The sequence below is a fragment of the Pseudomonas sp. LFM046 genome, from assembly GCF_000949385.2.
GTDB lineage: Bacteria > Pseudomonadota > Gammaproteobacteria > Pseudomonadales > Pseudomonadaceae > Metapseudomonas.
In genome coordinates, this window is the sequence record NZ_JYKO02000001.1 from 3246014 (window position 1) to 3259266 (window position 13253).

General features: G+C 57.5%; 12 protein-coding genes and 1 pseudogene. All 13 read right to left on the reverse strand.

Annotated elements, in window-relative coordinates:
- Nucleotides 1–121: 121 nt before the first annotated feature.
- The 13 genes and pseudogenes from TQ98_RS14865 to TQ98_RS14925 all read right to left on the reverse strand — a co-directional run bounded on the left by TQ98_RS14865 (nucleotide 122) and on the right by TQ98_RS14925 (nucleotide 12694).
- The gene (locus TQ98_RS14865) at nucleotides 122–1495 is read right to left on the reverse strand and encodes a cytosine permease (protein ID WP_103103149.1); all 1374 of its coding nucleotides are present in this window, start codon (nucleotides 1493–1495) and stop codon (nucleotides 122–124) included.
- A gap of 193 nt (nucleotides 1496–1688) precedes the next feature.
- A complete protein-coding gene (locus TQ98_RS14870; protein ID WP_044874466.1) occupies nucleotides 1689–2633 on the reverse strand; it encodes a choline ABC transporter substrate-binding protein in 945 nt (314 codons plus the stop codon).
- Nucleotides 2626–3555, reverse strand: a complete 930-nt coding sequence (locus tag TQ98_RS14875) for a proline/glycine betaine ABC transporter permease (RefSeq protein WP_044874465.1) — start codon at nucleotides 3553–3555, stop codon at nucleotides 2626–2628. The genes TQ98_RS14870 and TQ98_RS14875 overlap by 8 nt, the downstream gene beginning before the upstream one ends.
- An 11-nt stretch (nucleotides 3556–3566) precedes the next feature.
- A pseudogene (locus tag TQ98_RS14880) lies at nucleotides 3567–3782 on the reverse strand (glycine betaine/L-proline ABC transporter ATP-binding protein); the annotation flags it as partial.
- A gap of 155 nt (nucleotides 3783–3937) precedes the next feature.
- Nucleotides 3938–4846, reverse strand: a complete 909-nt coding sequence (locus TQ98_RS14885; RefSeq protein WP_044874463.1) for a LysR substrate-binding domain-containing protein — start codon at nucleotides 4844–4846, stop codon at nucleotides 3938–3940.
- Between the two features lie 61 nt (nucleotides 4847–4907).
- The gene (locus TQ98_RS14890; RefSeq protein WP_044874462.1) at nucleotides 4908–5387 is read right to left on the reverse strand and encodes a thioesterase family protein; all 480 of its coding nucleotides are present in this window, start codon (nucleotides 5385–5387) and stop codon (nucleotides 4908–4910) included.
- A gap of 132 nt (nucleotides 5388–5519) precedes the next feature.
- Nucleotides 5520–6524 (reverse strand): 3-hydroxyacyl-CoA dehydrogenase NAD-binding domain-containing protein, encoded by a 1005-nt coding sequence (locus tag TQ98_RS14895; protein WP_242443126.1) that lies wholly within the window; start codon nucleotides 6522–6524, stop codon nucleotides 5520–5522.
- Between the two features lie 44 nt (nucleotides 6525–6568).
- Entirely contained in the window at nucleotides 6569–7270 is a 702-nt protein-coding gene (locus tag TQ98_RS14900) for an SDR family oxidoreductase (RefSeq protein ID WP_197708612.1), read from the reverse strand.
- A gap of 75 nt (nucleotides 7271–7345) precedes the next feature.
- The gene (locus TQ98_RS14905) at nucleotides 7346–8323 is read right to left on the reverse strand and encodes a PDR/VanB family oxidoreductase (RefSeq protein WP_044874460.1); all 978 of its coding nucleotides are present in this window, start codon (nucleotides 8321–8323) and stop codon (nucleotides 7346–7348) included.
- 98 nt (nucleotides 8324–8421) lie between these two features.
- Entirely contained in the window at nucleotides 8422–9849 is a 1428-nt protein-coding gene (locus TQ98_RS14910) for a gamma-aminobutyraldehyde dehydrogenase (protein WP_044874712.1), read from the reverse strand.
- A gap of 22 nt (nucleotides 9850–9871) precedes the next feature.
- The gene (locus tag TQ98_RS14915; RefSeq protein ID WP_044874459.1) at nucleotides 9872–10801 is read right to left on the reverse strand and encodes a 3-keto-5-aminohexanoate cleavage protein; all 930 of its coding nucleotides are present in this window, start codon (nucleotides 10799–10801) and stop codon (nucleotides 9872–9874) included.
- Nucleotides 10802–10900: 99 nt separating this feature from the next.
- Nucleotides 10901–12043 (reverse strand): ring-hydroxylating oxygenase subunit alpha, encoded by a 1143-nt coding sequence (locus TQ98_RS14920; RefSeq protein WP_044874458.1) that lies wholly within the window; start codon nucleotides 12041–12043, stop codon nucleotides 10901–10903.
- Nucleotides 12044–12352: 309 nt separating this feature from the next.
- Nucleotides 12353–12694 (reverse strand): heme-binding protein, encoded by a 342-nt coding sequence (locus tag TQ98_RS14925; RefSeq protein ID WP_103102973.1) that lies wholly within the window; start codon nucleotides 12692–12694, stop codon nucleotides 12353–12355.
- Nucleotides 12695–13253: the final 559 nt, after the last annotated feature.

Below are 13253 nucleotides of genomic sequence, written 5' to 3' on the forward strand. Positions count from 1 at the left end.
ATGCCCAACAAGCGGATGTCCGTTTCCGACCCAATATAGCTGCCGCTCGCGAACGGCAGCGCAGACCATAGACAAGCTGCTAGCGGCTTCATATCTCCGCATAGCCCACGTCGCTAAGGAATCAGGAGCGAGATTGGAATTGATGTTGCTTGATTGAGAGCCGGCTGTTCACCATGCAGTAGAGTGCCCCGGCGAGTACCAAGCCCACAGCCCAACTGATGTCCGCCCCTAGCCAGTCCACTACAAAGCCGGTGTAGAACGACAGCTTCATGAACGGGATCGTGCCGACGATCGAGACGGCGTACACCGCTAGCGTTCGTCGATTGAAGCGCCCGTACCGACCTTTAGAGTCATACAGCTCGCCCACCTCATAGTGACCGCGACACACCCAGTAGTAGTCAGCCAGATTGATCGCACTCCAGGGGATCAGCAGATAGAGCTGTCCAATCAAAATGTCTGCAAAGAAGGTGTCAAACCGATACTGGGTGGCGATGGCGATCAGGGTTGCGGCTACGGTCAGCACTGCCATCACCAACGCTTTTGCAGAAGCGGTGACGTATCGCAGCCCACCAAAGGCTCCGAAGATCGTCACCGAAGACATGTAGGCGCTGTACAGGCAGAGCACGTTGTACTGGATCACCCCGAGCGCGATCACGCCCAACGCCAAGGGTGCCCACGGGCCGAACAGCGTGGCAATTGCGGTTGCCGGGTCATGCCCAAGCGCTGCTGGGATCGCAACGGCCACTAGAGCGCCCAAGGCCATCATGGCGAAAGAGCCTAGCGCGCAGCCGCAGTAAGTTGTCCAGAACGTGGCGCGTGTGCTGACATGGGCCGGAAGGTAACGCGAGTAATCCGCCACGTAGGGGCCGTAACCCAATGTCCAGGATGCCGCCTGCGCAACCACCAGGTTAAAGGCGATCAGCGAAAAGCCCTCGCCTGTTGCCGTTGTCGATATCGCGTCGCTGGGGTGTAGCAGGATCAAAGCCAGCGCGCTGGCAAATACCAGCGTTGACATCAGGCTCATCCACGCCCCTAGACGGTGGATCAGCTCGTAGCCTACGAAACCGATAATGAAGGTCAGAATGCCCACCGCCACGATGGCCTGGTCATCGCTGATGGGTACCAGTGCCTTCAAGGCATCGCGCATCAGGACGCCACTGGCGGCCAGGAATAGCACCGCCGCCGTGACCATTACCAGTAAGGGAATCGCAGCGCCATAGACACCGAATTGTGCGCGGCTCTGAATCATCTGCGGGACGCCTAAATGCGGGCCCTGGGCGGAGTGTGCGGCCATGAAGATGGTGCCGACGAGATTGCCGATCAGCAGGCCGAGCAATGTCCAGGCGAAGCTCAATCCTGAGGCGATACCCAGCGTACCGACCATCAGAGCAGTCACTTGGAAATTGGAGCTGAACCAGATAGTGAACAACCGTCTGGGTGTGCCATAGCGCTCAGCGTGAGGGACAAACTCGATACTTCGCTTTTCAAGCTTCACGACCGTCTCCTGATTCATTAATCAGATTATTGTTTTGTGATTGAGGGCTCGTCGGGCTGCCCACGAACACCTCGTAGCTACTAACGACCCACCCGAGCAGCGGTTCGTCTAGCCAGTGATTGGAGATGGAGAATGTGCGCTGGCGGCCTTTTTCGGACCGCCAAGCGTCCCTTTGTACGGGAGAGAGCGGGGATTACAGGCCGATGTGTCTCTTCACTGCGGTGGCACCGTCCTGGCCATCGAAGGTGGTGACGCCGGCGAGCCACTTGTCCAGCATGGCCGGGTTGGCCTTGAGCCAGGTGGTGGCGACCTTCACCGGGTCTTCCTTCTCGAGGATCTTCTCCATCAACTGGCTTTCCATCTCGACATTGAACTGCAGGTTGTTCAGCAGCTTGCCGACGTTGGCGCAACGCTGTTCATAGTCCGACGGGACCACGGTAAACACCTTGGCGGCGCCGTAGTCCGGGCCGAACAGGTCATCACCGCCCTTGAGGTAGGTAATGTCGTACTGGGTGTTCATCGGGTGCGGGGCCCAGGCGAGGAACACCACCGGCTCCTGCTTTTTCACCGCGCGCTGCACCTGGACCAACATGCCGGCCTCGGACGACTCGATCATGCGGAATCCGTTCAGGCCGAACTGGTTCTCCTTGATCATCTTGTCGATCAGCCCATTCCCTTCGTTACCCGGCTCGATGCCGTAGATCTTGCCGCCGAGCTGATCCTTGAACTTGGCGATGTCCTGGAAGCTCTTAAGGCCGGCGTTAGCCGCGTAGGTGGGGACCGCCAGGGTGTACTTGGCGCCCACCAGGTTAGGAGTGGACAGAACTTTCACACCATCGCCCTTGGTGAAGGGCTCGATTACTGGATCCATTGAGGGAGACCAGTAGCCGAGGAAGACGTCGATCTGCTTGTTCTTCACCCCAGTAAAGGCGATGGGCACCGACGCCATGATCTTGCGAGTTGAGTAGCCCAGCCCTTCAGCCAGAACTGTGGTCATCCCTGTGGTGGCTGCGATGTCGGCCCAGCCGATTTCGGCGAAGCGGATCTGCTTGCAGCTCTGTGGCTCCTGGGCCCAGGCGCTTTGTACTATCGCGCAAACCAAGAAGCCCAGCGCAGCGAGTTTCGTAACGTTATTCATCGTTGACTCCCATAAATGGAACGAAGGTGGTGCGTTGCTTATTGCGCTTACCGCTTACCATCGCGCTGAGCCGAACAAAGGCTCTGTCGCGAATGGAGGTTTGCCGCGTTCCGAAACTTTCGGTGATGCGGTCAAGAATGATCGCCAGCAGCACCACGGCCATGCCGCTTTCGAAGCCCAGGCCGATGTCCAGTCGCTGGATACTGGCGAGCACGTCGTTACCCAGACCGCCAGCGCCGACCATCGAGGCGATGATCACCATGGACAACGCCATCATGATGGTCTGGTTCACCCCAGCCATGATCGACGGCATTGCATTGGGCAGCTGCACCTTGAACAGCAACTGCCGGGGGGTGCAGCCGAAGGACTGGCCGGCTTCAACGATTTCCTTGTTCACCTGGCGGATACCCAGTGCGGTCAGGCGTACTGCCGGGGGCATGGCGAAGATCACGGTGGCGATGATCCCAGGCACGCGGCCGAGGCCGAAGAGCATGGCGGCCGGGATCAGGTAGACGAACGCCGGCATGGTCTGCATGAAGTCCAGTACCGGACGGATCACGTAGGCCACGCGCTCGCTCTTGGCGGCCCAGATGCCCAGCGGAATACCGAGTAGCAGGCTGATCAAGGTCGCAGAGACGGTTAGGCCGAGGGTGACTACCGTCTGTTCCCAGAAGCCGGTCATCACGATCAGGATTAGCGAGGCCGCGGTGAAGGCGGCGAACTTGGCGCCGATGCGCCAGAAGCCCAGCGCGACGAAGACCGCGATCAGCATCCAGGCCGGCGGCCAGAGCAGGAAGCGTTCGATCAGCTCGGCGAAGCCGCTGACCACGTTGCCGACGCTTTCGAAGGCGCCGCTGTAGTTCTCTAGCAGGTGCTGGACGACGTCATTCACCCAGCTGCCAAGATCCAGTTTCTCGCTCATCGTCATTCTCCCCGCAGGCGGCTCGACTTGCCCGAACCCGAGCCCATCAGCACGAAGATTTCACCTTCGTTGACGCTGAAGGACACGTTGCTGACGCCGATTACGGCGCCACGTTCGGCGAGGATTTTTTCCTTGCTCCAGCCTTGCTTGAGGAGATCGATTGCTTCTTGTGGTTGTTGTCCGAAAACCTTGTAGAGGTTTTGAACCACGATCTTTCCAGACTGCATGGGATATTTCCCCTTCAGTAAATGCCGGCTATACGGAAACAGATCGACATCAAACAAAGTCGATGCCGACTGTGTTACTTTTATTAAGTAAGTCTTGTTAAATGCTGTGGCGTTGTGCGTCGTTGCTTTTTGTGAAAACTCACCAGTTCGGATTATCAGCGAGTATTTTTGCACTCATCAATTATCCACTCGCAAAATGTGCGGGCTTCATCAGAAAGCAAACTGTCACTAGGGTGTACAAGGTAAAAACCACGTTTGGTGTGAACCGACGCTTCGATAGGTCGGACGAGCACTCCTGTCGCAAGCAAATCATCGACTAAATGCCGCCATCCCATTGCAATACCCTGACCGCCTAGCGCCGCTTGAATAACGGCTGGATAACTATTGATATAGAGATCCTGGCGATCCTTCGGAAGAGTGGTGTTTATGTGTGCAAACCATGTTTTCCAGTCCATCCAATCCCAATGTTGAGTCTCGAAATGAATGAGTGTCGAAGAAAGCAAATCTTCTGGATTACTCAATGACGAAGACTTGGACAGATAAGCCGGGCTGCACACTGGAAAGATTTCCTCCTCAAGGAGGAAACGAGCATTGCAGCCGGTCCAATAGCCATCACCAAACTGGATGCCTACATCAACTCCCTCGTTTATCCGATGAGTGTCTTCGTCGGAGGCGTCGACGTGGACCGCAATTTCCGGATGGGCCACGCGGAACTTCGGCAGCTTGGGAATTAGCCAGAAGGAAGCGAACGCGAGGTCGACCGAAACGGTGACCGAAGGTGTACGTTTGGCCTTTAGTTCATGCGCAGAGACCGCGAGGAGCTCCAGTGCTGCTGTGACCGCACGTTGAAACTTCTTCCCATCGCTGGTCAGCGTGACTGCCTTGTGAGACCGATTGAATAGCGTACAGCCCAGGGTCTCTTCCAGAAGTTTGATCTGGCGGCTGATAGCACTCTGGGTGACGCAGAGTTCGTCGGCTGCATAGGTAAAGCTTTCGTGTCGAGCTGCAGACTCGAAAGCTGCCAGGTACGCCAAAGGAGGCAGGTGTTTAGCGGGGCTTGCCATCGTCAGGAACCCTCTTCTTCACGTCGTGCTACCAGAGCATGACGCCCGGATCAGCCAGAGATCAGCGTCGCTTTTGCAGCGACACACCATGACCAGCTTCTGCTGGCCACCCCAGGTCGCGTTGCTGGTTCGCGAGCGTCTCGAGCTTGTCGAGCGTTTCAGGGCGAAATGCTGCTGCCCGCCTGACGCTCATGTCGACATGCAGCAGGAGCGTTTCCATTGTCGAGAGTCTGGAATGACTGGAGGCGTGTTGCATGGTCAGGAACAGCCGGATTTTCTTGCTGTCATGCTCCAGTACATGCGCTACCACCTGAAGAGGTTCACCTTCGCCAACTTCTTGCAGGTAATGCACAACGCTCTGAAGTGTATAAATGGAGAGCTGCTGCTGGGATCTGAAGCTCTCATCCAGGCCGATGTAGTCCATGAAGGCGTCGATAGCCTTGCTGAACACGTTGACGTAGCAGGCATCGTTCATGTGGCCGTTGTAGTCAATCCACTCCGGCAGAACGCAGCCCTCGTACACGGTTGGCTGAATTTTCATACTGGTCTCTTCTTATTGTTGGTCCGCAGGTCCCGTTCCATTAGGCGTTCAGCCTAGGACCGGTCCCTTGGATCGCTACGCAAGTGATCGACGAGCCGCCCCATGAGTTGTGGGACGGCCGCCGACGGTCCATCAACGTGCGGTGACCAACCGCGCCTTTTTGGCCGCACTTTCAACGACGGCAGATTCTGCCTGACCCATGGCGCGGCTCGCCTCTACGATTTTGCGGTCGCGTTCGGCGGCCAAATCATCAAAGCTTCTGCCGTTTTCTTCCACTTTGACACCCGCAGCCAGCTTGGCAATGACGTCGGGAGTGAGTCTCGGATTCCCCAGATCGTCCCACCAGCGGTGGAACGACGGACCGAAACGCTCACAAAAGACTCCCAGGCCGTGACCGCCACTGCCCAAGTTGAACAGCATGTGGGGACCCATAACCGACCAGCGCAGACCAGGGCCGGCGAACACGGCTTTGTCCACGTCTTCGACGCTGGCCACGCCTTCTACCACCAGGTGGATAGCCTCGCGCCAGAGAGCCGCCTGAAGGCGGTTGGCAACGTGCCCGGGCACTTCCTTGTTGACGCGAATGGTGGTCTTCCCGCATGCCGCGTAAAACTGCTCGGCCCACTCCAGCACACCTTCCTCGGTCTTTTCGTTGGCCAGCAATTCCACCAGGGGAATCAGGTGCGGAGGATTGAAAGGATGGCCGAGGATGAAGCGACCCGGGTTCTTCCAGCCCTGCTGCATTTCCTTGACCAGAAGGCCCGAGGCGCTGGAGGCGACTACTGCTTGAGGGTGCAGCTTGTTCTCAATGCGCTGATAGAGCTCGTGCTTGATCTCGATTCGCTCCGGCACGCTTTCCTGCACGAACTGAGCGCGAGCCACCGCTTCTTCAGGCGTCTTGAAAAAACGGACACGATCCGGATTTCCACGCGAGGCCAACCCCAGTCGCTCCAGGCTGGGCCACGCATGCTCGATGTAGTCACGCACAAAGGCTTCTACCTGTTCGGACGGGTCATACACGTCCACTTCCAGGCCCGAGGCCAGGAAGAGTGCAGTCCAGCTTGCGCCGATGGTTCCGGCGCCCAGAATGCTGGCGACCTCTACGCCCTGCGGAAACTCACGTACTTTCGTCATCATTGTTGTCCTTCTTACTGCATCAGAAATTAAGCCTTGGTTTTTGCTCAAAACAGGCGTGGTTGCAGGGGGGATGCTGCCGTTAAACCGCCATCAACGACGAAGGTCTGTCCGGTGAGATAGGCCGAGTCATCGGACGACAACCAGAGCGCCACATTGGCCACGTCTTGGGGGGTGCCGAATCGGCCCAGGGCATGACGAGCCAACGCATCTTTCTTCGCGGCGTCTGGATTCCTGGCGACATCAAAGCCTGCCTCGAGCATCTCGGTCTGAATCCAGCCTGGGCAAATTGCGTTGCACCGAATGCCCTCCGCGCCATGATCCACTGCGATGGACCGTGTGAGGCCATGGACAAAGGCTTTGGAGGCGTTGTACAGGGCCATGCCAGGGTCAGACACATTGCCGCTGATGGAGCCGATGTTGATGATCGCGCCCCCGCCGGATGCGGCCATCAACGGAATGAATTCGCGACAGCATAGGAAGACTGCTTTCGCATTGATCTCCATGACCAGATCCCAGTCTTGGTCAGTGGATTCCGTCACCTTCTTTTCCACCTGGACGCCAGCGTTGTTGACGAGAATGTCCAGGCGTCCAAAGGACTCCGACGCTGTCTTGTGAAGGGCCGCGCCCCCTTCCTGCCGGGTGAGGTCGGCGTGCACCCAGGCTACGGCTGTCGGCAGATCGGCTGGCCGCTCGCCGCGGCCGCAGGTGATTACCTGGGCACCGGACGCGTGCAGTTTTTCAACAATCGCTCACCCGATGCCTCTGCCACCACCGGTGACCAACGCCACCTTTCCGTCTAAGGCTGACATAAGCATGCCCCTTTAGAGGTCCAATACCAGGCGACCAGATTTCGCACGCGAACAACAGACTGCGATCACGTCGTTGGCGCTCTTCTCATCGTCGGTGAGGATTTGATCCCGGTGCTCCGGAACGCCCTCCAGAACATCAGTCAGGCAGGAGCCGCAGACCCCTTCTTCACAGACAGTGTCGATCTCGAAGCCGGCTTCCTTGAGCACCTTGAGGATGCTCTTGTCACAAGGGACCACCAGTTCCACTTTGGATCGGGCCAGGTAGACCTTGAACTCTGTGTTTGCGGCAGTCGTTACCGGGTCAGCCTTGAAGCGCTCGAAGTGAACCGTGTCGGCAGGCCAGTGTGATGAGGCGGCTTCAACTGCATTCATAAGTCCACCGGGACCGCAGCAATACAGGTGCCGACCTTCCACCACCGTTGCCAGTAGTGCCTTCACATCCAGGCCTTTGCTCGGATCACCACCGTCAAAGTACATCTCCACGGATTCCTTGAACGGCACGGAGTCCCTCAGCAAATCCACGAAGGCCGCTTCCTGCAGGTTGCGCGCGCAGTAATACAGCTCGAAAGACGTGCCGCAGCGATGGAGGTGATGGGCCATCGACAGAATGGGTGTCACCCCAATTCCCCCTGCGATGAGCAGCGCGGAGGCAGAATTCGGCGACAACGGAAAGTTGTTGAAGGGGCCGCTGACAGACAGCTTGTCCCCAACCTTCACTTGTTCATGCAGGTACTGAGAACCTCCCCGGCTCTGGGGATCTTTGAGTACGGCAACCCGGTAGCTGTTCTTGATACCCGGTGCGTCGAAAAGCGAGTACTGCCTCGTCAGTCCATTGCTCAGGTGAACGGCCAGGTGCGCGCCAGCCTCCACCACCGGTAGATCTCCCCGGTCGCCCAAGGCCAGTTCAAAACTGCGGATATTGTTTGCCTCGTCCTTGATGGCAAGCACGACCAATTCTTGCTTATTGAGTGTTGCGTTTTGGCTGGGCATCGTCGTTACCTCTCGACAGCGGCGAGCACCTCGACAGTCAGTCCAGGTGCTCGCTGCGAACATCCAGGACTGCCTGCCTTGGCGGACGCGTGATTTCGTTAGCGATGAGCGAACTGGACATGGCGAACGGTGGTGTAGTCCTCCAGCGCGTACACCGACATATCGCTGCCATACCCCGAGGCCTTCATTCCGCCATGGGGCATTTCCGCGGTTGAAACACCGTGCGTATTCACCCAAGTAATGCCGCAACGCAATTCCGAGGTCACCTTCATGGCTTTGCCCACATCCTTGGTCCATACCGAGGAAGCAAGGCCATACTCACTGTCATTGGCATAGGCGATGGCCTGCTCTACGCCCTTGAAGCGCGTGACCGAAATAACCGGTCCAAAGACTTCCTTCTGGACAATTTCGTCCTGCTGGAGGGCGTTGGCGACCACGGTAGGGGCATAGAAGAAACCGTCTCGATCCAACCGATGACCGCCGGTGACTATCTCCGTGTGTCGCAGAGACTTGGCCCGTTCGACAAAGCCCGACACATGGTCCAGATGCCTCGCCGAGATAACGGGGCCCATTTCGACGTCGACATCGGTCGGACCTCCGACTTGAATGGACGACACTCGCATGGCCAGATCCGCCACGAAGTTGTCGTAGATCTTGTCCTCGACGTAGAGGCGGCAGGGTTGTGTACAGTCCTGGCCGGCATTGAAGAACGAGGCTCCTCGAATGCCTTCCACTACGGCGTTCACGTCCGCGTCATCGAAGATGAGCACCGGTGCCTTACCACCCAATTCCATGTGGGTGTGCATCAGACTGCGCGATGAGGCCTCCAGAATCCTGCTCGCCGTGGCAGGCCCACCCGTCAGCGAGACGAACTCCAGCTGCGGATGGTTGATCAAGGCATTGCCGGTCGTAGAGCCACTGCCGGCAATCACATTGATCACACCCTTCGGGAAGATGTCTGCCGCGATTTCAGCCAAACGCAGCGTGGTCAGAGGCGTGAGCTCCGCAGGCTTCAGAATCAGCGGACAGCCGGCAGCCAATGCAGGCGCCATCTTCCAGGCGGCCATCATCAACGGGTAGTTCCAGGGAGCGATCGACCCCACAATCCCTACCGGATCACGACGGATCATCGAGGTGAATCCTTCGACGTACTCGCCAGCTCGGGTGCCATTGATGCAACGTGCCGCTCCTGCCATGAAGCGGATGACATCAATCGTCAACGGCATCTCATCCGACTTCACCGAGTGCAGCGGCTTGCCGCAGTTGAGGGATTCCAGCTCGGCAAATTCATCGATCCGCGCTTCCAATGCATCGGCCAGTGCCAGCAGGAGCGCCGAACGCTCACCAGGTGTAGATCGTGCCCACTTAGGAAACGCGGCAGCCGCGGCAGCTACTGCCGCATTGACCTGCTCGGCCGACGCCGCCGGCACCTCGGCAATAATCTTTCCTGTGGCGGGATTGATCACGGGAGCGATCGGGCCCTCGCCAGATACCAAGACGCCGTCAATCAGACTCTTTATTTGCATCATGATGACCTCCGCAAAGTTGTTAGAACCCGACCTGATCCTTGCCTTTGAGCCCCAAGCGCTCGCGCGCTTCAGCGGGGGTGGCCACGGTAAAGCCAAGTTCCTCGACAATGCGGCGAATCTTTTTGACCTGTTCGGCGTTGGATGTCGCGAGCTGGCCACGGCCGATATAGAGGTTGTCTTCCAGCCCCACTCGAACGTTGCCGCCCATGACCGCCGACTGCGTGGCGAACGGCATCTGGTTACGACCGGCTGCCAGCACCGACCATTCAAAACGGTCGCCAAACAGCTTCTGGGCAACGCTATGCATATGCGCAAGGTTGTCGGGATCGGCGCCCACGCCGCCAAGAATCCCGTAAATCATTTGGATGAAGAACGGCGGTTTCACCAGGCCCTTGTCTACGAAGTAGGCCAGGTTGTAGAGGTGACCGAGGTCGTAGCACTCAAACTCGAATCGAGTGCCATGGGTTTCACCCAGTTCACGCAGTGTGTACTCGATGTCTTTGAAGGTGTTCTTGAAAACGAAGTCCCGAGTCATGTCCAGGAAGGCGGGTTCCCAGGCGTGCTGCCATTCGGAGTGCTTCTGCAGCATCGGGAAAATGCCGAAGTTGATGGAGCCGCAGTTGAGCGAGGCCATCTCCGGTTTTGTCACCAGTGCGGCTTCCAACCGTTGCTCCAGTGACATGCCAAGGCCGCCACCGGTGGACACGTTGATCACCGCATCACAGTTGTTCTTGATCACGGGCAGGAACTGCATGAAGACCTTCGGGTCAGGCGTCGGGCGCCCGGTCTCCGGATCACGTGCATGCAGGTGAATAATCGAGGCGCCGGCTTCTGCCGCGGCAATGGATTCCGCCGCGATCTGGTCGGGGGTAATCGGCAAGTGCTTGGACATGGTCGGCGTGTGGATGCCACCAGTTACCGCACAGGTGATGATGATACTTTTGGCCATCTTGGAATCCTCACTACAAACGCATTTGTTGAACTTGTGCGGTCGGGCCGTCGTCCAGCATCAAAGCCAGAGCACACCGGCCACCGCTTTGGTTAGTGATTACTTGACGATGCTTTTGTAGGCATCCAGTAGCAGGCCATGGAAGTGATGCAGAGCATGCTCGCTCAGCCCCGAACCAGCAGGATCATTTACAATTCGTCCACTCTGGAACGCCGGGGTATTCATGCCGCGCTGCACGCTCTCAACCAGATCAATATCTTCTTGCTGGAGTACATCGCGAACGTAGGCGATGGCTTCCTCTTCCTGGGGAGTGGGCTCAGCGGTTTCGAAATAGAAGTCGTAAGTCTCGATGGTGCGATCCGGACCGACGGGGATAATGGTGAGCACCAGGAAGTTTGCGCGCCCCGGGTAGCGCAGCAGGCAGGTGTTCGGCCAGAGCCACCAAACCGCATGATCGTCACAGGTAGCGCCTTCGACGCTGTAGGCCGTGTTGTTGGCGTTGCCGCCTTTGGCCATATGGCTGGAGTAGATGCCGTGGGTCGTAACTTTGTAAGTCTCGAACTTCAGCAGAGAGCAGAAATCCTTGTGCGCAGTCGGGCAGTGGTAGCACTCCAGGAAGTTATCAACCACGTTCTTCCAGTTCGACTTGATGTCGAAGGTCAGTCGCCGGGCAAAAGTAAGTTCGGAGATGTCGGGGGCGAACTTGTTGATTTCCTCAGCCAGGCTACCGCTTTGCTCGGCCAGGGATTTAGCGTTAGCGTCGAGATTGACATAGATAAAGCCGCAGAACTCTTCTACGCGGACTTGATCGAGGCAAATCTCGCCTTTATCGAAGTTCTCGAGGGCGTCAGTTTGGGGAGCCTGGCGCAGTTTTCCATCCAGGTTATAACTCCAGGCATGATATGGGCAGGTCATGACTCTGGCCTTGCCCTCACCTACCAGAAGATGATGCGCGCGATGTTTGCAAACATTGTAGAACGCACGCAGGTCGCCATTGCGATCACGCACTACAGCGATACTGCGACCCTGGATATCAGCCACATAGTAAGCGCCCGGCTCGGAAACTTTCTCGATATGGCACACCAGCTGCCAGCTGCGGAAGAAGATGGCTTCGCGCTCGGCATCAAAGTATTTCTGATCCGTATAGCACTGGGCGTTCAGTGTGTAGGAGGCCCCGGGATTCTTCTCGTCATACTTTCCCTTGGCCAGCTGGAAGTCTTCGGTCGAAATATATGCGCTCATTATTGTTTCCTTATTCAGGCTATCGCAGTAATGCCTAACAAATGATTGGCCTAATCAAGTAGCGCCAAACATCCGTTGGTGAGTTCGATGTGAGTCAATCTACATAGGCCAATCTCATCTCCTCAAACGATTTATACAAAGGCAAATGCATCTAAAAAACTAATGCACGCATTTTGTTGTCCATGAAGGGGGCACTGCAGAAGCTGCGGGTTTCGATCGCGCTGGTACGACTGGAAAGGTTCGAGGGAGGGCGCTCCCGATGATCCGGGACATTTCACGGCTCGGAATCGCCAGCCAGATCCCGATGTTTCAGGTCATGCTTTGGGCGCCGGCGGGGGCAATCTGCGCATCCTGGTCTGACTTGATGCCCCACACGCCAATGGCGCTGACGATCTGGCCGCCCACCACCACCGGCACGCCACCTTCCAAGGCGGTAAGAAGCGGAGCCGAAAAGAATGCGTTGCGCCCACCGTTAACCATGTCCTCGTAGGTCTTGGATTCATGGCGACCTAGGGCGGAAGTGCGAGCTTTCTCGATGGCGATGTAGGCGCTAATCGGGGCGCACCCGTCCAAGCGCACCACGGCGACCGGCCACTGATGCTGCTCAGCCTCACTACGGGCTACAGCGAGGAAGCGGGTGACATCGCTCATGTCGAGAGCGGTTTTGGTACGATGGCGCACCCCACCTGTATCGGCACGTGCTCGACGCTGCACGGCGCGGATTCCATTGGCGGCCGTCCGTACTTGCCGGTCTGCAAGCACAGCTCTCGTAGGACTCGAGCGTCCGATCTTGCCATCTTCCTGAGCGGCAGCATTCGGCTGTGAAACAGTCATTTTCTACCGACCGCTCTTGGCCGGTTCCCGCCAGTTGCATCAGGCAGGAACCGGCCAAAAGCAGCCTCTTGAAAGCGGCAACCAGCGCCAATGGCTGGCATTTGCTATCGGCCGACCGAGGCCTGATTGGCTCGATACGATGCCTAACAGTAATCTACTGTTGCAGCGATTTTTCTGGCCCGGGAAGACGCGAAGCTGTGAGCTGTTCAATGAGATGAGCAACTTGCGGAAAGGGCTGGGCAGAATCAAAGGCTGGAAGCTACCCAATGGGCTGGGTCTTGCAGATCTGCCTTCAGCTAGCTTCACTTCGAAGGCACACCGCAGTCGAAGGCTAATTACGACGTTCGGCGACATAAAGTCGACGCGGCTGCAGCAA